This window comes from Nonomuraea sp. NPDC049624 (assembly GCF_040675255.1).
Lineage (GTDB): Bacteria > Actinomycetota > Actinomycetes > Streptosporangiales > Streptosporangiaceae > Nonomuraea.
This window is the reverse complement of the sequence record NZ_JBFAOR010000009.1, coordinates 552,655-571,515: the sequence shown is the minus strand read 5'-3', so window position 1 is coordinate 571,515 and position 18,861 is coordinate 552,655. Positions and strand designations below refer to the sequence as shown.

At 70.4% G+C, this 18,861-nt stretch carries 21 protein-coding genes and 1 pseudogene; 9 read left to right on the top strand and 13 right to left on the bottom strand.

Going from position 1 to position 18,861, the window contains the following annotated elements:
- Nucleotides 1–532: FAD-dependent oxidoreductase (locus AB0J76_RS36540; protein ID WP_364392227.1), on the bottom strand; the 532-nt coding region annotated here is incomplete at its 3' end.
- Between the two features lie 63 nt (nucleotides 533–595).
- Here AB0J76_RS36540 and AB0J76_RS36535 point away from each other — a divergent pair.
- Entirely contained in the window at nucleotides 596–1,267 is a 672-nt protein-coding gene (locus AB0J76_RS36535; protein ID WP_352324549.1) for a TetR/AcrR family transcriptional regulator, read from the top strand.
- Between the two features lie 433 nt (nucleotides 1,268–1,700).
- Nucleotides 1,701–2,039: a hypothetical protein gene (locus AB0J76_RS36530; RefSeq protein ID WP_352324548.1), complete on the top strand. Its 339-nt coding sequence runs from the start codon at nucleotides 1,701–1,703 to the stop codon at nucleotides 2,037–2,039.
- Nucleotides 2,040–2,142: 103 nt separating this feature from the next.
- Here AB0J76_RS36530 and AB0J76_RS36525 read toward each other — a convergent pair whose 3' ends face one another.
- On the bottom strand, nucleotides 2,143–3,759 hold the full coding sequence (locus AB0J76_RS36525) for an RICIN domain-containing protein (RefSeq protein WP_352324547.1): 1,617 nt from the start codon (nucleotides 3,757–3,759) through the stop codon (nucleotides 2,143–2,145).
- Between the two features lie 174 nt (nucleotides 3,760–3,933).
- Entirely contained in the window at nucleotides 3,934–4,179 is a 246-nt protein-coding gene (locus tag AB0J76_RS36520) for a hypothetical protein (RefSeq protein WP_352324546.1), read from the bottom strand.
- 500 nt (nucleotides 4,180–4,679) lie between these two features.
- On the opposite strand from AB0J76_RS36520, the gene AB0J76_RS36515 reads away from it, so the two are divergent.
- On the top strand, nucleotides 4,680–5,168 hold the full coding sequence (locus AB0J76_RS36515) for a hypothetical protein (RefSeq protein WP_352324545.1): 489 nt from the start codon (nucleotides 4,680–4,682) through the stop codon (nucleotides 5,166–5,168).
- A 121-nt stretch (nucleotides 5,169–5,289) separates the two neighbouring features.
- Here AB0J76_RS36515 and AB0J76_RS36510 read toward each other — a convergent pair.
- The 4 genes and pseudogenes from AB0J76_RS36510 to AB0J76_RS36495 all read right to left on the bottom strand — a co-directional run bounded on the left by AB0J76_RS36510 (nucleotide 5,290) and on the right by AB0J76_RS36495 (nucleotide 7,627).
- Nucleotides 5,290–6,274 (bottom strand): annotated as a pseudogene (locus tag AB0J76_RS36510) (transposase).
- Nucleotides 6,275–6,515: 241 nt separating this feature from the next.
- Nucleotides 6,516–6,755, bottom strand: a complete 240-nt coding sequence (locus AB0J76_RS36505) for a hypothetical protein (protein ID WP_352324544.1) — start codon at nucleotides 6,753–6,755, stop codon at nucleotides 6,516–6,518.
- A 14-nt stretch (nucleotides 6,756–6,769) separates the two neighbouring features.
- Nucleotides 6,770–6,922, bottom strand: coding sequence for a hypothetical protein (locus AB0J76_RS36500; RefSeq protein ID WP_352324543.1), 153 nt, complete (start codon nucleotides 6,920–6,922; stop codon nucleotides 6,770–6,772).
- Nucleotides 6,923–7,159: 237 nt separating this feature from the next.
- On the bottom strand, nucleotides 7,160–7,627 hold the full coding sequence (locus tag AB0J76_RS36495) for a MarR family winged helix-turn-helix transcriptional regulator (RefSeq protein ID WP_352324542.1): 468 nt from the start codon (nucleotides 7,625–7,627) through the stop codon (nucleotides 7,160–7,162).
- A 135-nt stretch (nucleotides 7,628–7,762) separates the two neighbouring features.
- On the opposite strand from AB0J76_RS36495, the gene AB0J76_RS36490 reads away from it, so the two are divergent.
- Together AB0J76_RS36490 and AB0J76_RS36485 are read left to right on the top strand one after the other, a co-directional pair.
- Nucleotides 7,763–9,118, top strand: coding sequence for an MFS transporter (locus AB0J76_RS36490; protein WP_352324541.1), 1,356 nt, complete (start codon nucleotides 7,763–7,765; stop codon nucleotides 9,116–9,118).
- Nucleotides 9,119–9,131: 13 nt separating this feature from the next.
- Nucleotides 9,132–9,779 carry a nitroreductase family protein gene (locus tag AB0J76_RS36485; protein WP_352324540.1) on the top strand — a complete coding sequence of 216 codons (648 nt, stop codon included), beginning with the start codon at nucleotides 9,132–9,134 and terminating at the stop codon, nucleotides 9,777–9,779.
- A gap of 15 nt (nucleotides 9,780–9,794) precedes the next feature.
- Here AB0J76_RS36485 and AB0J76_RS36480 read toward each other — a convergent pair whose 3' ends face one another.
- Nucleotides 9,795–10,190: a hypothetical protein gene (locus AB0J76_RS36480; protein ID WP_352324539.1), complete on the bottom strand. Its 396-nt coding sequence runs from the start codon at nucleotides 10,188–10,190 to the stop codon at nucleotides 9,795–9,797.
- A gap of 1,128 nt (nucleotides 10,191–11,318) precedes the next feature.
- Between AB0J76_RS36480 and AB0J76_RS36475 the strand changes: the two genes are divergently transcribed.
- The gene (locus AB0J76_RS36475) at nucleotides 11,319–11,579 is read left to right on the top strand and encodes a hypothetical protein (RefSeq protein WP_352324538.1); all 261 of its coding nucleotides are present in this window, start codon (nucleotides 11,319–11,321) and stop codon (nucleotides 11,577–11,579) included.
- Nucleotides 11,580–11,594: 15 nt separating this feature from the next.
- Here AB0J76_RS36475 and AB0J76_RS36470 read toward each other — a convergent pair whose 3' ends face one another.
- Nucleotides 11,595–11,885 (bottom strand): endonuclease domain-containing protein, encoded by a 291-nt coding sequence (locus AB0J76_RS36470; protein WP_352324551.1) that lies wholly within the window; start codon nucleotides 11,883–11,885, stop codon nucleotides 11,595–11,597.
- Nucleotides 11,886–12,452: 567 nt separating this feature from the next.
- Between AB0J76_RS36470 and AB0J76_RS36465 the strand changes: the two genes are divergently transcribed.
- Complete coding sequence (locus AB0J76_RS36465) at nucleotides 12,453–12,740, top strand: hypothetical protein (protein ID WP_352324537.1); 288 nt, start codon at nucleotides 12,453–12,455, stop codon at nucleotides 12,738–12,740.
- Between the two features lie 401 nt (nucleotides 12,741–13,141).
- Here the strand turns inward: AB0J76_RS36465 and AB0J76_RS36460 are convergent, their stop codons facing one another.
- Nucleotides 13,142–13,954 (bottom strand): MurR/RpiR family transcriptional regulator, encoded by an 813-nt coding sequence (locus AB0J76_RS36460; RefSeq protein WP_352324536.1) that lies wholly within the window; start codon nucleotides 13,952–13,954, stop codon nucleotides 13,142–13,144.
- A gap of 55 nt (nucleotides 13,955–14,009) precedes the next feature.
- On the opposite strand from AB0J76_RS36460, the gene thrC reads away from it, so the two are divergent.
- The gene (thrC, locus tag AB0J76_RS36455) at nucleotides 14,010–15,074 is read left to right on the top strand and encodes a threonine synthase (RefSeq protein ID WP_352324535.1); all 1,065 of its coding nucleotides are present in this window, start codon (nucleotides 14,010–14,012) and stop codon (nucleotides 15,072–15,074) included.
- A gap of 760 nt (nucleotides 15,075–15,834) precedes the next feature.
- On the opposite strand, the gene AB0J76_RS36450 is transcribed toward thrC, so the two are convergent.
- From AB0J76_RS36450 to AB0J76_RS36440, 3 genes are all read right to left on the bottom strand, one after another.
- Nucleotides 15,835–16,833 carry a CU044_5270 family protein gene (locus AB0J76_RS36450; protein ID WP_352324534.1) on the bottom strand — a complete coding sequence of 333 codons (999 nt, stop codon included), beginning with the start codon at nucleotides 16,831–16,833 and terminating at the stop codon, nucleotides 15,835–15,837.
- Nucleotides 16,826–17,416, bottom strand: coding sequence for an RNA polymerase sigma factor (locus AB0J76_RS36445; protein WP_352324533.1), 591 nt, complete (start codon nucleotides 17,414–17,416; stop codon nucleotides 16,826–16,828). Before AB0J76_RS36445 ends, AB0J76_RS36450 begins: the two co-directional genes overlap by 8 nt.
- Before the next feature lie 159 nt (nucleotides 17,417–17,575).
- On the bottom strand, nucleotides 17,576–18,001 hold the full coding sequence (locus AB0J76_RS36440) for a hypothetical protein (protein WP_352324532.1): 426 nt from the start codon (nucleotides 17,999–18,001) through the stop codon (nucleotides 17,576–17,578).
- Nucleotides 18,002–18,160: 159 nt separating this feature from the next.
- On the opposite strand from AB0J76_RS36440, the gene AB0J76_RS36435 reads away from it, so the two are divergent.
- Nucleotides 18,161–18,823 (top strand): DUF998 domain-containing protein, encoded by a 663-nt coding sequence (locus AB0J76_RS36435; RefSeq protein ID WP_352324531.1) that lies wholly within the window; start codon nucleotides 18,161–18,163, stop codon nucleotides 18,821–18,823.
- Nucleotides 18,824–18,861: the final 38 nt, after the last annotated feature.

The following is an 18,861-nucleotide window of genomic DNA, read 5'->3' as shown; positions in this document are numbered from 1 at the left end:
CGAGCATGCCGGACAGCGTCTCGTCGGTTCCGTCGAAGGGGATGCCGGCCGCCTGCCGGACGATGCCGCGTCCGCCGTCGCAGCCCACGACGTAGAAGGCGCGCAGCGTCTCTCCCCGGGCTGTCTGGACGACGACGCCGTCCGGCTCCTGCCGCACGGCGGTGACCTGACAGCCGCGGACGATCTCGGCGCCCAGCTCGCGGGCGTGGGCGTCGAGCAGTTCCTCGGTCCGGGCCTGCTCCAGGAACAGGGTGTAGCCGTGCCGGGTGTCGAGGGCGGTGAAGTCGAGGCGCGTGTTCAGGCCCGCGAAGTGCCACCCGGGCAGGGTGTGACCGCGGGCGAGGAAACGGCCGGCGATGCCGCGCAGGTCCATCACCTCGATGCTGCGCGGGTGCAGCGTGAGCGCCCGCGACTGGCTGGTGGGCGCGTCGTTCCGTTCGAGCACGCGGACCGCCACGCCCGCCAGGGCCAGCTCCGCGGCCAGCAGCAGTCCGGTGGGCCCGGCTCCTACCACGATCACGTCGATGTGCACGCTTGCGTCCCTCCTATTAAATGAACATCGTTCATAAAATTGAGGTCATTAGTATCACTGGGCATGGGACCCACGTCAACCTCCTCGTCCGCCCAGCGCTCCCGGGGCCGCCCCCGCAAGATGGGCGTGCCCGAGGCGGTCGCCACCGCCCTGCGCCTGGTCGACGAGGACGGGCTCGACGCGCTGACCATGCGCCGTCTGGCCGCGGCCCTCGACGTCCAGGCGGGCACGCTCTACCGGCACTTCGCCACCAAGCAGACGCTGCTCGCCGCCATGGCGGAGGAGATGCTCGCGGGCTGCGCCGACCCGCTGCCCGACGGGCTCGCCTGGCGTGATCAGCTCACCGAACTGGCCGGACGGCTGCGCACCGCGCTGCTGCGCCACCGCGACGGCGCACGCGTCTACGCCGGCACCCACTCCGTCGGCCCCAACACGCTGAACTACGCCGAGACCCTCGTGGGCATGCTGCGCGAGACATGCCCGACCCCCGAGGCCGCCACCCGTACGGCACTCACGATCATCCACTTCACCGTCGGCCACACCCTGGAGGAACAGGCCGCCCAGTCTCTCGCCGGCTCCGAGCTGCCCGCCTCACTGACCCTGCTGCACGCGGCCCTCGACCCCGACGCCTACCCCAACCTGGCCGCCGCCGAAGCCACACTGACCAGCACCGATTTCGCCGCCCACTTCGCCCACGGCCTGAACCTGATCATCACAGGACTGACCACCGGCTGACGCCGGCGTCGAGAACCGGATCGCGGAAGGGCATGTCCTCAGGCCAGGCGGGCCGCAACCGTCGGGGAGTCCGCGCAGGGGGCGGTCGCAGGAGACCAGGTCGTCCAGAGCGACGCCGAGCAGTTGGAATGGGGTGCCCACCTCCAGGAGCGCCTGACGCAGGTTGCCGTGGCGACCCACCAGTTCCTCGGCCTCACCGCCGCCCCCGCCAGGATGAGAAGGCGCGGAACGGCACCCGCCACGCGATCCGCCAGTAGTGGCACGAGCATCTCGATGAGCACCGCACCCGATTCGCCGCCTACATGCGCCAGGTGCACGCATGTCAGCGGGGAACACGGCGTCCATGTTGTGGCGGAGCCAGACGGTTGTCCGGTGCATACGCGCTCCTCAGGAGCGTCGGTCTGCTCGTTGCGACCCCTGCAGGGGTGATGAGATGCCCGCGTGGAGGCGAAACCTCCTCGGCGGAGCCGAGCTTGGCAGCAAACAGGGCCTGTTCGCCGCCGCTGTCGAGATGTCCCCCCAGCTCCCGCCGGCCATCGAAACGATCTTCGCCGACGGCCTCGATGGTTTCGGCGAGCGCATCGTCGGCACCCTCGTGGAGACCATCGACGCATCGGGCCGCACCCCGCTCGCGATGCTCCTCCAGCCGACCCGAACCAGCGATCAGTCCGAAACGCTGATTCGCGAGTGCATCGACCGGGAGATCACCAGCCGAGTGGCGGCACTGCTCGGCACACCGGACGCCGCGTTCCGGGCCGGTCCCCGACAGTGACGGGACACCGGGTTCGGCTGGTGCGCGGTCGCGTGCTGCGGCCCCTTCGGGTGCCGGACGAGCGGCGCAGCGGCGCGGGCGGGCGCACCAGCCGGTCATCCGGTCAGGAGACGCAGCGGCGCAGGGCCACCCGGCCGCCGTCCTTGCTCACATCGCTGGAATGCGGTGCCAGGCAAAGCTTCGTCCATTGGTTGGAGAAGGTGTAGCGTCCGCCCGGCATCGGGTTGACCGACCAATACTGGTTGCCCGAATCCCAGCGGGTCTCGCAGCCCCACCACATGAGCTGCGTGTTCTCCCCCGGCGGAGTGCCGTTGTTGTACGGGGCGGTCAGGCAGTAGCCGTTGTCGTTCCTGATGTTGAACCAGCCGCCGTTGCGCGGCACAGCGGTCCACTTCTGCGACGACTTGCCGTTGCACGAGCGCTGGACGACCAGGCCGCCGCCGTCGATCGTGGCGCCGCGGTCGAGGCACATGCCGCTCAGCACGTTCTTGTAGGCCGCGGAGTTCACCGTCCACAGGTCGTAGCCGCCGGTCGGCTTCGGCTTGGGCAGATCGCCGCAGTTGTACTGCTGAAGCGGGGCGTCGTTGCTCAGCAGGTTGTTCTGGTCGAGCGCCATGCACTTGCCGCTCTTGCGGTTGTACAGGTAGAACGCCGGCTGCGCGTCGTAGTGCGGCGGGATCTTCACCCTCACCCGCATGACCGCCCAGTTCTGCTGAGGCGCGGAGGACGTGCAGTTCTGCTGGTCGAGGCTGAGCCAGTCGGCGAGCTCGTCGCCGGTGACGTCCGCGCACTTTCCGGAGGCGTCGTTCTTCTGCAGGAACGAGCCGTCGGCCTGCTTGGCACGGGTCCAGCGCAACGCCGAGGAGGTGCCGGTCGGGCAGTCTCGCTGCACGATCCTCGCCCCCGCGGTCTTGCTGTCGTCCTTGATCACCATGCACTTGCCGCTGTGCGCGTTGAACAGCCGGTACTGGCTCGGCAGCCACAGGCGGAAGTCGCCGTAGGACGACTCGTACGAGGTCGACTCGGTGTAGTCGCCGTCGCCGGAACCGCCGCTGCCGCAGAACTTCGAGATCTCCCAGTCGCTCATCGGCCGCGAGTTCAGCGCCCAGTCGTACGACCGGCTCTTGTCGGGCACGTACACGGTGAGGTTCTTGCCGTACTGCACGCCATTGCCGTCGTCGTAGTCGGCGGCGATGTCGACCACGGCCTTGATGAGCGGCTTGCGCACCGTCACCCAGGCGACGCCCCAGCCGGGCACGGTCGCGGTGTTGGTGTAGGTGTCGCTGCTGCTCCAGCTCCACGACCAGCCGAGCTTCGGCCCGACGGAGCCCTCCCAGTCTCCGAACTTCTTCTTCCCGCCGATGTCGAGCCCGAAGGAGAACGAGGTCGACGAGCTCTTCATCCCCGCCACGCCAACGCTTCCGCCCGCGGCGCCGCAGGAGCGGGCGACCGGGCGGGGCTTGCTGGAGTCACCGATCGCGTCCGGGATCTCCGCGTCGCCCAGCACCTGCTGGGAGCTCTTGTAGGTGAGCTTGCATTCGGGCACCTCGTAGACGAGGTCGCCCGCCTGCCGGTAGCTGAAGTTGAGGCAGTCCTTGGCGATCTGCTCGGGTGACTTGGCCGCGGCCGCGGGTGGGGGTGAAATGACCGTCGTGCCGAGGACGGCGGTGGCCGCCGCGAGCATGACGGCACCGGCGCGAAGCCGGGGTAGAACGCGCATGACGCTCCTGATCAGAGTTTCCGACGTGCTCGCGCAGGCTAGGAGCCGGGAACAGCGTCGGACTGAACGCATCGGGAACGCGGCCTGAAATGATCATTTGGATCTGGACGCCGGCGACACCGCCTCCACACGGGCCGGCGGCAACGCGAAGGCCATCTCGACACCTGCAGGCTGTCATCCGGCGGCGAGGTCGTCCTTCACAACCTGGGTGGCTCGTTTCCACAGCAGATGTACGACTCCGGCGACGAGCTTCAGAAGGATGCTCAGCGAGAGGAACACCCACCTCCCTTTCAGCCAGGCGTCCGGCATTGGGCCGCGAAATCCGGAGAGCCCGAACACCACGCCGGCTCCGGTCCATCCGCAGAAGATGAAGGTGCAGGCGGACCCGAGCTGGTACCAAACAGATCGCCGCACATCCATGCCGCCGACCCTTCCGTTTCGTTGTCGGGCCACGGACAGCGCGTCCGGCGGGGGCCGCGCACGTGGTGTCCGGGGCCGGGCGCCGTCCCGTTCGCCGTCGGCCCGGACAGGCTGAGCAGAGCGGGGTCCCGCGGTCAAGGTCGTTCTCTCCGGCCGGGAGTGCTTCATGTCGGCTTCGGGGCCTCGGTCCGCTTCCCTTTGGGCGGGACGACGGCGGACGGGGTGCAGCGACGGCCGCGGAACTCCGCACGGTTCCCGCAAGGCCGCGGCGGCAATCCTTGCCGGACGGCGACACCTTGAGCACCCGCCGATGGCAAATGCTGCTCATGCGGACGCTGGGCGGGCGACGCGGATCGGTTCACCATACGTAAGCGCCCGCCCACAGTGGGTTTTCGAGCAAGGAACCGCCTGCCGTCCGCCTTCACGGAAGGGGCCCGCCCATGTCGCCGCGACGTACCGCCCGAGGCTCGGGACGATCCGCGCCCGCCATGCTCCTCGCCATGACCGTGCTGGTCACGGCGGGGTTGATCCTGCTGCCCGCGTCCGTCGCGCGCGCGGCGTCCCTCCAGGTCTGCACCCTCCAGGAGGACATCGTCTACCAGCCGCCGCTGACGAACACGCCCCAGACGGTGTCGTTCGCCGTCCACGGCCGGCTCACCGCCTGCACGGACGGTTCCGCCCCCACCGGCTGGTACGACGAGTCCGGGACGGCGGTGGGCGCCACCTGCACCAGCCTGCTCTCCTCGGGCGACGGGACCCGGACCTTCCGATGGAGCTCCGGAGAGCACAGCGCGTTCGCCTACCACCGGGTCGTGAACCGGGTCGCCGGCTACATCCAGGTCATCGCCACCGGCTCGATCCAGGACGGCAGGTACCAGGGCCTGCCCGCCGTCTCCCAGGGCCTCGGGCTCCAGCCCGACCCGCTCGCCTGCGCCGGCGGTGGCGTCACGCGGCTCACCGCGCCCGGAACCCTCACGATCGGCATCTGACGGGCGGCATCTGACGGGCGGCATCTGACGGGCTGCTTCCGCGCACGCCCATCCGCGAGCGGAAGCAGCCGCAAGACGATGACGGTTCGCGGAGGGGTCAGACATCCCTGGACGTTTGTTGTCAAGCAGCGAGGTCGTTTGATCGGTGCGACCAGGCGGTTGGCTGGTCGTAGGGGCTGTGGGTTTTGAGGCAGCCGTGGAGGATGCCCACCAAGCGGTCGGCGACCTGGCGGAGGGCGGCATTGTGGCTGATCTCGCGGGCTTTGATCTGGTCGTAGCAGGCGCGGACGGCAGAGTCGTGCAAGAGGGCGCAGGACGCCTGGAGGTGGAGGGCGTCCACGAGCCGGTCGTTGTGGACGAACCGTGCCTGGACCACTCGTGTCTTGCCCGATTGCCGGGTGATGGGTGAGGTTCCGGCATAGTTCTTGCGTGCCTTGGCGGAGGCGTAGCGGTCCTTGGCATCTCCGAACTCGGCGAGCACCCGGGCGCCGGGAACGACGCCGATGCCGGGCTGGCTGAGGATGACCTCAGCGTCCGGGTGCCGGCCAAAATGGGCCTCGACCTGCCCTTCGAGGGTCTTGATCTCCTGGTTGAGGACAGCGATGATCGCGACCAGCGACTTCACGGTAGAGGCGTAGGCGGTCGTGACGAGCGGCGCCTGGCCCAGGTGCTCGCTGCGTAGGACGTCCTGGATCGCCTGTGCCTTGGCGGGGATGTCGCGGCGGCCCTTCAGCGTTCCCGAGATCTGACTGAGCGTCAGCTTCACCGCAGCCTCGGGGGAAGGGGCCTTGGCCAGCAGTTTCAAGACCGCGTCCGAGGTGAGGCCGAGGGGCCTGTAGGCCTCCAGCGCGGCAGGGAAGTAATCCCGCAGCGCCACCCGCAGGCGCAGCATGTGGCGGGTCCGTTCCCACAGCAGCGCCTGATGAGCACGGGTGCACCTGGGACGGGTCGGCGTCCTCGGCGACGAACCGGCCGACGAGGTCGTGGAACCGGGTGATCCCAGCCATGCCCTCGGGCAGCCGCAACCGCTTCAGCACCTTGCCGGTCTCGTCCTGGACCTCGACGTCGTGGTGGTCCTCGGCCCAGTCATCTCCAACGAACAACACCACGACCTCCACCATCGACAACAGGACACGGAAGCCCGCAGGAGCCGGTCGGCGGACTAATGGACCAGTGCTCACGCCAGACGATCGGCGGGCACGACATCCCATCAGCGATCAAAGACTCCTGGCCACCGGTGAGGGCACGATCTGACCCCAGGACTCGAAGTCCGGTCGACGAGAGTGCTCACTCACCAGCGGCTACCAGGCACCGAGTCTGCCAGCGAGGCCGACCCGGTAGGTCCCATTAGTCGGTCGGGGTGCTCGAAGCGGGGTTCTCCTTGAGCCGCATGCACTCGTCGTAGTAGAGGAGCGCCTCGTTGGCGGCCTTCTCAGGGCTCCAGCCCCGGGCGACGAGGGCCTGGTAGTTGTGGTTGTAGATCTGGTAGCAGTCGGTCCGGCTGTCGGCCTGGGCGGCGACGGCGGCGGGGACCACCCAGGCGGCGGCCAGGAGCGTGGCGATGACGAGGCGGCGTGCGTGACGCATGGCGATCCTTCCTGTTACTTGGTTCCCCAGCCGGGCGAGTGGCAGGCGGGTCCGTTCGGTCCGGTGTTGCATGACTTGCCTTCGGTGGCCTGGGCCGGCAGGGACAGCGCCCCCACTGTGGCCGCGGCCAGCAGCGCGACGGTGATGACGGGACGAAGACGGGTCACATGGGCTCCTGCGGTGAGGTCGCGACGTACGCGAGATGCTTCCGTGACGGCCACCGGATGCCCCGATGATCTCCGGGGCCGCACTGCGATTGTCGGACGCCGGCGGCGGCCCCGGCTCCTCCCCGAGGCCGGTCCCTCCGGCCACAAGGAGGACGACAGCCACGGCCGCCCGGCGCCTCAAGAACCGGCGCCTCAGGAGCCGGCGCCTCAGGAGCCGGCGCCTCAGGAACCGGCGCCTCAGGAACCGGTGTTGAGGAGTTTGCCGAGGAGGGCGGTGAGCTGGTCGCGCTCCTGCGGCGTGAGGGACTGGAAGGTGTCGTCGAGGAAGGCCGGGATCGCGGCCTGCGCCTCGGCCAGCCGCCGCCGCCCCTGGTCGGTGATGGTGACGGCGTAGGAGCGGCGGTCGCGGGGGTTGCGTTCGCGGCGTACGTGGCCCGCCCGCTCCAGGTCGTCGCAGACGCTGACCATGACGCTGCGGTCGATGCGCAGCTCCTCGCTGAGCGTCTGCTGCGAGCAGGGGCCGACGGCGTCGAGCATCTGGAGCACGAGCTGCTGGCCGACGCCGAGCCCCTGCGCGGCGGCGTGGGCGTCGGCGGCGCGCGCCACGGCGGCCGAGGCCCGGCACAACGCGATGTCCAGCCGCTCGGCGGCCAGCCGCGGGAAGTACGCCTGGCGTGCGCGGTCGCCTGTCCTGGTGGTCGCCATAGATCTCCCTCTTCGCTCCGACGCCGAGTCTAACGCAAACCGTCTCGCCTCCAATCGTTTGACAGTAGATGATTTGTAGCCGTACGGTCCCAATCGTCTGTCAGCAAATTGTTTGTACTCAGATGGAGAGTGGACGTGGCACGGACTGAGCGAGTCGAACGGACGGCCCTGGGGGTGTTGTGCGCGGCGGTGTTCCTGGACTCGATGGACCTGTCCCTGATGGGCGTGGCCCTGCCCGCCATCGGCCGCGACCTGTCGCTGCCCGAGAGCCTCCTGCAGTGGCTGATGTCCGGCTACGCGGTCGCCTACGGCGGGTTCCTGCTGCTCGGCGGCCGGATAGCCGACCTGTTCGGACGGCGCCGGGTGTTCCTGACCTCGCTCGCGATCTTCGCCGCCGCGAGCCTGGCCGGCGGCCTGCTGTCGGAGGGTTGGCCGCTGGTCCTCACCCGGGTGGTCAAGGGGGTGGCGGCGGCGCTCACCGCGCCCGCCGCGCTGTCGCTCATCACCACCACCTTCGCCGAGGGCGCGCCGCGCAACCGGGCGCTCGGTGTCTATTCGCTGGCCGGGGCCACCGGCTACACCGCCGGGCTGATCGCCTCCGGCCTGCTGGCGGAGATCAGCTGGCGGCTGGTGTTCTTCCTGCCCGTGCCGGTCGCGGCGCTGGTGCTGGCCGCGGCGCCGCTGGCACTGCCGCGCGACGTCCGGCCGCAGCGGACGCGCAGCGGGTTCGACGCCGCCGGGGCGGTCGCGGTCACCGGGGGCGTGCTGCTGCTGGTGTTCGCGCTGACCGAGCGGAACTGGCCGGCCGGCGTGGTGGCCGTGGCGCTGCTCGGCGGTTTCGTGCTCATCGAACGCGGGCGGCCCAGCCCGCTCGTCCCGCTGGAGGTGTTCAGGTCCGGGACGGTGGGCGCCGCCAACCTCGCCGCGCTGACCTGGGCGTGCGCGACCATCGGCTGGCAGTTCGTCACCGTCCTGTACCTGCAGCAGGTGCTGGGCTACACCGCGCTGGCCACCGGGCTCGGGATCGTCCCGATGGGCCTGGCCATCGTCGTCACGGCCAACCTGGCCGGCCGGCTGATCAGCCGCTGGGGGCTGGGACGGGTGGCCGCCGCCGGGATGCTCGTCCAGGGGGCGGGCATCCTGCTGTTCCTGCGGGCCGGGGCCACCGGCGACTACCTCACCGTGCTGCTGCCCGCGCTGGTCGTGCACGGCGTCGGCAACGGGCTGTCCTTCCCCAGCCTCAACATCGCCGCCGTCGCCGGCCTGCCCGACGCGCGGCAGGGGCTGGCCTCGGGGCTGGTCACGTCCTCCGTCCAGATCGGGGCGGGGGTCGGGGTGGCGGTGCTGGCCGCCGTCCTGCCGCTGGGCGGGCCGCCGCTGGCTGGTTACCGGCTCGCGTTCCTGGTGGCGGGCGGGTTCTCGCTGCTGGGGGCCATCGTCGCCGCCTACGGGCTGCGCGCCCGCCGTCCCGCCGCCGTACCGATCGACTGAAAGGGAACCTGCCGTGACACTGGATCTCACGCCCGACGAGTTGCTGAGCACCACCCGCGCCGTGCGCAAGCGCCTCGACTTCACCCGTCCGGTGCCCCGCGACCTGATCGAGCAGTGCGTGGACCTGGCCGTACAGGCGCCCACCGGACGCAACCGGCAGCGCTGGCACTTCCTCGTCGTCACCGAGCCCGAGCAGCGGCGGGCCGTGGCCGACCTCTTCCTGCGCTCCCTGTCGCGGGCCACCGGGCAGCCGCTGAGCGAGCGCGACCTGTGGCGCATGAACTACCACCGCGGCTCCACCGAGCGGGTCTTCGACGGGCTGCGTCACCTGGCCGCCAACATCCACCGGGTGCCCGCGTTCGTCATCCCGGGCGTCGAGGGGCGCACCGACCGCGCCACAGTGGAGGCGCAGGCGGGAGCGTGGGGGTCGATCCTGCCGGCGGTGTGGAGTTTCATGCTGGCCGCGCGGGCCCGCGGCCTCGGCACGGTGTGGACGACCGCGCAGGCGCCCCTCGAACGGGAGCTCGCCCAGGTTCTGGGGGTGCCGTACGAGAAGGTGATGCTGGCCGCGTTCATCCCGCTGGCCTTCACCATCGGCACCGAGTTCAGGCCCGCTCCCCGCATCCCTCGCGAGGAGGTCCTGCACTGGGACCGCTGGTGAGAGCCCGTTCCGGTGCTACCGGGCAGTGATCCCGATCCGGGCGAGCTGGTGGTCGAGGATGGCGGCCGCGCGCGCGAGGTCCAGCACCCCGACCAGCACGCCGTCGGCCGGACCGCGCGCGAGCCCGAGCAGGATGTGGGCCTGGGTGTCGGCGCCGCCGCCGGACCCGGAGGCGGCGGTCACGAGGGCGGCGATCTCGCGGTGAACCGCCGCGCCGCCCGTCCGGTACAGCGCGAGCACGTCGGGGTCGGCGACGGCCCTGGCGAGGAAGGCATGCCCGGCGAGCACAAGGACGGAAGCGTGCGCGCCCAGCTCGACGACGGCGAGCAGCGCCCGCCGCAGCATCCCGGCCGGGCCGCCGGCGTCCTGCGCCTGCCGTGACGGCTCCGTTCCTGATCGGATGGAAGCCATAACAGCAGGTGGCAGGAGCGGCCCGAAGACGTGGAAGCTCGTCGCCGGCACCCTGCTCGGAGCTGGTGCCCACGAAGCAGAAGCGCGATCAGTCGCAGGTGGTCGCTGTGGGGACCGCTCACGATCGTCATGAAGTACTCCGACAAGGAGTGGGACGAGGCGTTCGACCTGATCGCGCAGGACCCGGGCATCTCGACCGTGCCTGTCACGCGCTACATGATTTTCCGATGGGAGTGATGCAGCTGACCGACACCATCACGGTGATGTCCTCGCGTGCACGCCTTCCCCGAACCGACCAGAAGCAGGCGACGAGGTGGAGCAGATACCGCAGACAGGCTCGGGAGGAGTGGTTTCAAGCCAAGACGGGGCAGTCGAGGGTGACCGAGGCGGAGTTACGCTTGCTCGCTGAAGCGCTGCGACGGGGGACTGCCCGCTCGCAGTAGATCGGACGGGCGCCCCGCCACGTCCAAGGCGGAGCTGGTCAGCCGCCATGCAGCACAAAGGGGCTCACCGCACACACTTGCCTACGAGTCTCGAGGCGCGAGCGCCGAGCCCGAGCGAGATCGGCGTTCGGGTGCGGCAGCAGCTCGGCGGTCATGGTTCGCCTTCGCATCGAGGAACTGTCCACTGGTTCCGTGTAATGGCACCGGCCGGAGCGCCCGGCCAGGCGAGAGACCCTACGAGAGACGCCACGAGCTCGAAACCCGACATGCCAAAGGCGTCGAACGAAACTCAGGCGACGTCACCCCTCGCGTCAGCCAAGAAGCTGCGACATTTGGCCATGGACGAATCTCCTCGGCACGCCGTAGCGTAGCCCTGACTATCAAACCCTTAGGGGAAGCAACAGTCGCGGGGGGACCAACCATACGACGCTCCAAAATTGCGCGTATCAGCACCACGGCCCTGCTCCTCTCCGCAGCCTTAGCGGTCGCAATACCGCCGGCACACGCCGTGCACGCTGCCACATCGACCGCCTTCGCTTATGACCCAAAGTGTCAGTTCCGCGCTGCGCGGAAAGTCGGTAATAACTGGCACATCAGTGAGGGAGGCGGAAATCTCCTCAGGAGCGGGGAAGAGGTCTGCCAGACGGGCGCCGCGAAGCTGATCGTGCAATCCGACGGTAATCTTGTGCTCTACAACAACGGCAGAGCGGTTTGGGCGGCCAACACCACCGAAACGTTGACGAAGCCCAGTGGTTATCGGGCTGAGTTCCAGACCGACGGCAACTTCGTGGTCTACGCCTACAATCCCCCTATCGTCAGATGGGCTTCCAACACATGGTCAACGTGCAGCGGCAGCGCGGTTTGTGAACTCGTCATCCAGGCCGACGGCAACGTGGTGATCTACAACATGAGCAACTCGAACAAGGTCGTCTGGGACGCCTGGTAGGGGTCCAGCCGGGTTTCACCATTCGATTGCGGCGGCGACCAGGTCGGAAGAGTCGTCCTCCAGGAGCCTGGCGGCCGTGAGCGCACCCAGCGACGGGCGTCCGAAGTGTCGATCTCGATCCCGAGGATCGCGGTCGGCGGACGCTCCCGGTACCGGTTGAACACGCCCCCCGCACGGCTCCTTGGCGTTGCAGCTCACGCACAGGAGCTCGCGGAGCAGATCGGTGGCGTGGTCATGGTCCCAGACTTGCCGTGCGCTGCGACCACCGCAGATGGCGCATCGTTCGGCCTGCCGTTCAACGAGCACATCCACCGGATCGGCGCCCTGGTCAATCTCGGGGACTTGCCAGCTCCAGCAGGCGGGCTCCGCCGCGGGCAACCACTCCTGGATCTTGGCGCGTTCGGTGTCGCGTTCAGCGTCCGGCTGGGCGACCTCGGCGCGCTCTTCTGGAGTCCTGTGTGCCGGGCATGCCAGGTGCCTCCGCTGGATCCGGACGCGGCACCGCGTGCCCGACTGCCCCGTCGGCCGGCCGCGCTCCACCTCCTCGGTCTCGCCTCGGACGCCGGCAACGTGCGCGGCCTCGCCCTGCGCGAACTCCTGGCCCAGCCTGTAGGTCAGGGCCCAGCCCGGCGGCTTGCTCCGCTCGCGCTCATGCTCGATCCCGTCAGGCCCGGCGTGCCACAGGACCTCCCGGGCTTTCGAGGTGACTTCACGTCCGAACGGGTCGACTCATCACCACCTAGACTTCCTCTCCCGAGTGTCGGGGAAACCGCATGGGTGAGAACGCAATGTCACTCCAGGACGGAGCGGCTCCCATGTCGCACATTGATGAAGCTGCCTCCGCGCCCATGTGGATCGCGGTCCAATTGCCAGGTGAACGAATCAACCCCGCCGGAACACGATGAGCTGCGTCCTCCGAAGAAGGACCGAGGGCAGGAAGCCCTGCTCCTCATCGGAATAGCGATAAGCGTAGCCGCCAATGCCTTCGACATGGTTATATCGTTCACCCTTGCCTGCGCTGCCCTGGTCCAATCCCTTATCCTCAGCCACACCAAGACCGACGCCCGCCGACAGCGTCTTCGGGAATGGGGCTTCTTCGGTGCCGGGCTCCTTCTGGCAGTTCCGATCAACATCCTGTCCGACCTCATCGGACCGAAGTGACTACCCAGTTTCTCAACTCACGGCATGGAACCCACCGATCTCCTCCAACCAACCGAGAAGGAATCACCCCCCCTCATCCAGCAGCCTGACCGGATACTCGCGCGACACGTTGCGGGAACGACGAGTAGGGCGTGCCGTGAGGCTGATGCCGATCAGCGTGGTCCTGGGCCTGATCCACATCCTGGCCGGCCGGGGTTCGTGGAGCTGTTCGGGCGCGAGCAGGCGGCGGTGGTCGCCGGGGACGGGCGGGCGTGAGCCTGCTGATGCTCGACACCGAGACCGGCAGCACCGCCGAGCACGTCCACCTCACCGGCGGCCGGACGCGCTTCGGCATCGTGCGCCGGCCTACGCGGGCGCGCCCGACGGCACACTGCTGGACTGCAGCTTCTTCGACCAGCGGTTCACAACATCTCGGTGAGCGCGTCGAGGTCGGCCAGGCGTCCGCCGGGAGCGAGGCGGGCCGCCACGGCGACCAGCAGCAGTTCAGTGACGGCGATCTGGTGCGCGAGCGGCGCGATCGGCCCGGCGGCCTCGCGCGGCAGCCTGATCAGCACCTCCGCCCGCGCCGCGAGCGGCGACTCCCCGGCGTCGGTGATCAGCGCCAGCCGCGCCCCGCGGGCGCACGCGGCCTCGGTGAAGCGGGCCGTCGCGGGGGAGTAGCGCCGGAAGTCGTACGCGACCACGGCCGCAGAACCGCCGAGGTCGAGCAGCGTACGGGCACGCGCGGACGCCGAGTCGGGCACCCGATGCGCCCCCGGACGCAGGCCGGCGAGCTGCCTGATCAGGTATTCGGCGGCCAGCTCGCTGAGCGGCCCGCCGAGCGCCCAGACCGACGCGGCTCCGGCCAGCAGGTCGCCGACGGCGTCGAGCAGGGGCTCGGTGACGGCGGTGAGGGTGCTGTCGAGCCCGGCACGCAGGTCTTCGGCGGCCCGCTGGGTGCCGGGCGGACGGGCGACGAACTCACGTAGGCGCGACCGGTCGCGGACGCCGTCGCGCACGGCCGCCTGGAACCCGGCGAATCCCGCGTACCCGAGCCGGTCGAACAGCCGGGAGGCGGTCGGCGGGCTGACCCCGGCCCGCTCGGCGAGCGCGCGCAGCGAGCCGAGCGCGGCGAAGGGGTGGTCGTCGAGCAGCACCCGCACGACGGCCCGCTCGCCCGGTGGCAGCTCGGGGTAGACCGCGTTGAGCCGGGTCGTCACGGGATCCTCATCCATGCTGACAAATGTTACACGTGGCACGGCGCATGAAACGAATGTTACGGTCGCCGGTATGAGTACCTGGAACGGACTGATCGACAGCGACTACCGGCGCTGGCTCCCGGTCACCCCCGACACGCCCGCCGTCTCGCTCAACGAGGGCAACACCCCGCTGCTGCGCTCGGCGCACCTGTCCGCGGTGACCGGCTGCGAGGTCTGGCTGAAGGTCGAGGGCGCCAACCCCACGGGGTCTTTCAAGGACCGCGGGATGACCGTGGCGATCAGCAGGGCCGCCGAGGCCGGGGCCGAGCTGGCCGTGTGCGCCTCCACCGGCAACACCAGCGCCTCGGCCGCCGCCTACGCCGCGCGCGCCGGGCTGACGGCCGCCGTGCTCGTGCCGAAGGGGCGGGTCGCGCTCGCCAAGCTCGGACAGGCGGTCCGTTACGGCGCGCGGATCGTCGAGATCGACGGCACGTTCGACAACTGCCTGCGCGTCGCCCGCGAGCTCGCCGCCCACCACCCGATCGCGCTGGTCAACTCGGTCGGCAACGAGCTGCGGCTCGCGGGGCAGCGCACGGTCGCCTACGAGATCGTGGACGCGCTCGGCGACGCGCCCGACATCCACTGCCTGCCGGTCGGCAACGGCGGCAACATCACCGCCACCTGGGGCGGCTACCGGGCCTACGAGCAGGAGGGGCTGTCTGGCCGGTCGCCGCGCATGTGGGGCTTCCAGGCGGCGGGGGCCGCGCCGCTCGTCCACGGCACGCCGGTCGCCGATCCCGAGACCGCCGCGAGCGCGATCCGCATCGGCAGCCCGGCCACCTGGGACGGCGCGCTCGACGCCCGCGACCGGTCCGGCGGGCTGATCGCCGCGGTGACCGACGCGCAGATCTTCGAGGCGTACGAGCTGGTCGCGCGGCGCGACGGCGTCTTCGCCGAGCCCGCCTCGGCCGCCGGGATCGCCGGCCTCCTCGACCAGCACGCCCGGGGCAACCTCGCGCCGGGCCAGCGGGTCGTGATCACGCTGAGCGGCAACGGCCTGAAAGACCCGGACGCCTCCCTGCGCGGCGGCTACACCGCCACGGCAACCAGTTCGGCCACCTCGGCCGTGGCCCGAGCCCTCGGCCTCGCCGCCTGACCCCAGGCGTGCCCCACCCAGCGGATGCGCGGGGTGGGGCAGCCGTATGAAACCCCGTGATCTTCAAGGAGGTAGACGTTCGTGACGCTGGGCGATCGAACGGAACGCGGCGTTGACGACGTCCAGAAGACCTCAACGGCAGGGGTTCACTGGCCTGGGAGAACTCCGCTAACGCCGGAATCCGGTGGTCATCTGGGGTTCGGATCCGGCGCGTCACCCGGAGCCCGGTGATCGTTTGGGATTCGCGCTGATAGCGCGAGGTGGAAAGTCGCCGGCCAAGCGCAGGAGGGCGTTCTCGATGTGGCTCGCCCGTGCGAAAGTCGCGCCGGGCGTCTGCGCGCCGGCGGTCGGGCATGGGCGTCGTCTCCAGGGTTGCCGAATGGCGGGCCCGCCATATTCATCGCACAGAAAACGGCGGCCCCCACCGCTTATGGCCCTGAGGCGCTGGGCGCCGAGCTGGTCACCGGTGCTCTCCACGATCGCGATTCGGTGGTGCGGGCCGCCGCGGGAGTGCCGCAGTTCGTACACGCCTCCACCAGTGGCGCCGGTCAGCACACCGAGACTCCCGGCTGGATCGCAGGCCGCTGGGGCTCCTTTGACGCCAGCCTGGGAGCCGAGAGCACGATCCAGGACCGGGTTCGTGCGGCCGGCGTCTCCCGCTGGACGATCCTCGAACCGGGTTTCTTCCTGGAGAACTTCCTGCCGGCGGCGTCCGAGGTGCGGAGGCCGCCGGTTCCTCCGGCCGAGAGCTTCCGCCGGGCTACTCCACCGTGGGCGGGCGGTCGGCGACGCCGACCTTCAGCTGCGCGCTCGACGACACCACGCTCCCCACCGGTGCGTCGGCCAGCTTCGCGTCTACCACCACCCCCCGGCGGCCGAGGTAGTCGTAGGTCTTCCGGTCGAAGATGTACTCCTCCCTGACCCCGTTGGGCGAGACCATCGCCGCGGCGATGCCCGTGCGCCCCGCGGCGTCCCGCGCCTCCTTCACCGTCACCACCCCGGGGATCGTGGCCGCCGCGCGGAAGAGCGCGGCCCGCTGCGCGGCGGGCAGGTAGGCCTCGTCGAGCAGCCCGCCCACCCGGTTCCACGCCTGGTAGTCCTGCAGCCCGTCGTCGGGCAGGCGCGTGTAGAGGTGCCTGCGCATGCCCTCGGTGTCGGTCGGCAGCTTGCTGACGTAGGCGTAGTCGTTGCGCAGGAACTCGGCGCGGTCATCGAAGTCGGCCGCCCGAAACGGACGGCCGGGCCTGCCCACCAGCGCCTGCTCCGCTCGCGCGGCCGGTGGGAGCGGGTGGCCCGGATACGGCAGCGGCGCCAGGATCTCCTCCTGCAGGACGCCCTTGACCGCGCTGCCCTCGACCGGCAGCCAGATCGTGCGCTTGGAGCGCGACAGCCAGATGCCCCCGTCCCCTTCGGAGGTGTCCATGCTCCGCGACTCGAAGACGAGGAACTGGCCGGGCCTGGGATGCAGCTCCGGACGGCTGCCGGCCTGCTCGGCCGCCCGCGACAACACCTCCACGGCCGCGACCGTGCGGATCCGCGGCGGCGCCGGCGCCGGGGCGGGCGGGCTCTGGACGGCGAACACCGCCGCCCCCACCGCGGCCGCCAGCCCGCCTGCCACGGCGGCGCGCAGCGCCAGGCGGCGAAGGCCGGCGCGGGGCCGGGCCGACATGCCGGCCATCAGGCGCTCCGCCTCGGCGCGCAGGTCCTGCTGCGCGGGGACCTCGGAGCGGAAACTGTTGAGCTGGGCCAGCTCATCCATGGTGAACCTCCTCGACGGCGAGTGCTGTGGGGTCGGTCCCGCCCAGTTCCGCCCGGATCTTCGCGCGGGCCCGGTTGACGCGGGAGCGGACCGTTCCGACGCGGATGCCGAGCGCCTCGGCGGCTTCGGGGTAGCTGAGGCCGCCCCAGGTCACCAGGAGCAGCACGTCGCGGTGCCCGGCGGGCAGCGCGGCGAGCGCGGCGGCCAGGCCCTGCTTCACGGCCTGCGCGCTCAGCCGCTCGTCGCTGCGCGAGGTGAAGGGTTCGGTGACCGGGTCCACCCCGGTGCGGGCCAGCAGGTTCAGCTGCCTGGCCTCGGTGCGCTTGTGGCGGCCGACGAGGTTGGTCGCGATGCCGTACAACCAGGGCAGGGCGTTGTGCCTGGCCAGGTCGTAGCGGCCACGCTGGCGGAAGGCGGCGAGAAACGTCTCCGCCACCACGTCCTCGGCGACGTCGGGCCCGAGGCGGCGGACGACGAATCTCTTGATCTCAGGCGCGTGCCTGCGGAAGATCTCCGCGAACACCTCGGGCTCCTGCCGGGACCGCGCGAGTACGGCGGAATCGGCGGGGCTCGTGTCTGACATGCTCTGGCCTCTCGGCTCACGGATGGGACACCCCCACTTGCCCGCTCGCGGCCGACCGGTTCCCGCCGACGGGAAGCATGCCGGAATTCCAGCGCCACAGCAGCTCGCCCCCGCGGGTTCCCCCGCCGCGTCAGACGCGGCGGGTTCTCCCGGCGGGCGTCAGATGCGCGTCGAGGTGGAGGCGTACCCGCCGCCGCCGGGGTAGACCCACTCGCCGGTGAGCGTGGTGCCGTCGGCGTCGAAGGTGCCCGCGTAGTAGGCCGGGCCGCCCTTGGCTCCGGCCCAGATGGTCAGCCGGTCGCCGTCCAGCTCGTAGACGTAGTCGAAGGTGTTGCCCGCCGAGTCGTAGTAGCGGGACACGACGTCCGCCCCGGTCGGCTCGCCGAACGGGCGCAGGTTGCCGATGACCTCGATGCCGGTGACCGGCTCGCCGAACTGGGTGAGCTCGACGTGCTGGACGAGGAAGAACCGTCCGGGCAGCCACTCGTAGCGCACGGTCCCCTCGGCGCCGCCGGTGACCTTCCAGGTGCCGACCAGCCGGTCCAGGGCCTTCAGCTCGGGGCTGGGCTGCTGGGTCTCGATCATGTTGCCCTCCTCTGTGGGTTGTCTCACCGGTACCTCGGAGGCACCTGCCGGGCTTTGACACGAGATCGCTGTGACGTGAATCACACTCGACCGGCGTCAAGAAGGGCGATCCGGGTCCGAGGTAGCGAGCGGGAAACCCACCGACAAAGGAGGACGTGCATGACCGCCACCACCGCCACCGGCGCTCCTGCCCGCAGGAGCGCCCGGACGTCCGGACGACTGCTGCTGGCCGGGGCGCTGGCCGGGCCGATCTTCTTCGCCTCGGCCACCACGCAGATGCTCACCCGTGCGGGCTTCGACATCACCCGCCACCCCATCAGCCAGCTGTCCACCGGCGACCTGGGGTGGATCCAGATCCTCACCTTCGTCCTCGCGGGGGCGGGCGCGCTGGCGCTGGCCGTCGGCGTCAGGCGCACGCTCACCGACGGGATCGGGCGGCGGGCGCTGCCGATTCTGGTGGGTGTCTTCGGCGCGGGGCTGGTGGCGGCCGGGGTCTTCACCATGGACCCCGAGAAGGGCTTCCCGGCGGGGACGCCTGAAGGGCCGGTCGCGCAGATGTCCTGGCACGGCATCGCGCACTCGGCCGCCGCCGCCGTGGCCTTCACCGCGCTGGCCGTCGCGGCCGTGGTGATGAGCGTCCGGTGCGCTCGCCGCCGGTCGGCGCCGCCCGCCGTGCTGGGCGCCGTGCTGAGTGCCGTCGCCGCGGTGGTGCTCCTCGTGCCGATGTCGCCCGACCGCATGAGCGTCCAGATCGCCGTGAACGGCCTGGTGGCCTTCACCTGGACGACCGTCCTCGCGGTGTCGCTGCGGCGCGCCGCCTGAGGCGAACGTACAATCGGCTGCCACGATCAAGGGACTCA

Excerpts from the sequence above, each read along its gene's own strand:
- AB0J76_RS36535 (WP_352324549.1), top strand. The coding sequence starts at position 596 with ATGGGACCCACGTCAACCTCCTCGTCCGCCCAGCGCTCCCGGGGCCGC.
- AB0J76_RS36530 (WP_352324548.1), top strand. The coding sequence starts at position 1,701 with ATGCCCGCGTGGAGGCGAAACCTCCTCGGCGGAGCCGAGCTTGGCAGC.
- AB0J76_RS36525 (WP_352324547.1), bottom strand. The coding sequence starts at position 3,759 with ATGCGCGTTCTACCCCGGCTTCGCGCCGGTGCCGTCATGCTCGCGGCG.
- AB0J76_RS36520 (WP_352324546.1), bottom strand. The coding sequence starts at position 4,179 with ATGGATGTGCGGCGATCTGTTTGGTACCAGCTCGGGTCCGCCTGCACC.
- AB0J76_RS36515 (WP_352324545.1), top strand. The coding sequence starts at position 4,680 with ATGACCGTGCTGGTCACGGCGGGGTTGATCCTGCTGCCCGCGTCCGTC.
- AB0J76_RS36505 (WP_352324544.1), bottom strand. The coding sequence starts at position 6,755 with ATGCGTCACGCACGCCGCCTCGTCATCGCCACGCTCCTGGCCGCCGCC.
- AB0J76_RS36495 (WP_352324542.1), bottom strand. The coding sequence starts at position 7,627 with ATGGCGACCACCAGGACAGGCGACCGCGCACGCCAGGCGTACTTCCCG.
- AB0J76_RS36480 (WP_352324539.1), bottom strand. The coding sequence starts at position 10,190 with ATGGCTTCCATCCGATCAGGAACGGAGCCGTCACGGCAGGCGCAGGAC.
- AB0J76_RS36460 (WP_352324536.1), bottom strand. The coding sequence starts at position 13,954 with ATGGATGAGGATCCCGTGACGACCCGGCTCAACGCGGTCTACCCCGAG.
- thrC (WP_352324535.1), top strand. The coding sequence starts at position 14,010 with ATGAGTACCTGGAACGGACTGATCGACAGCGACTACCGGCGCTGGCTC.
- AB0J76_RS36450 (WP_352324534.1), bottom strand. The coding sequence starts at position 16,833 with ATGGATGAGCTGGCCCAGCTCAACAGTTTCCGCTCCGAGGTCCCCGCG.
- AB0J76_RS36445 (WP_352324533.1), bottom strand. The coding sequence starts at position 17,416 with ATGTCAGACACGAGCCCCGCCGATTCCGCCGTACTCGCGCGGTCCCGG.
- AB0J76_RS36440 (WP_352324532.1), bottom strand. The coding sequence starts at position 18,001 with ATGATCGAGACCCAGCAGCCCAGCCCCGAGCTGAAGGCCCTGGACCGG.
- AB0J76_RS36435 (WP_352324531.1), top strand. The coding sequence starts at position 18,161 with ATGACCGCCACCACCGCCACCGGCGCTCCTGCCCGCAGGAGCGCCCGG.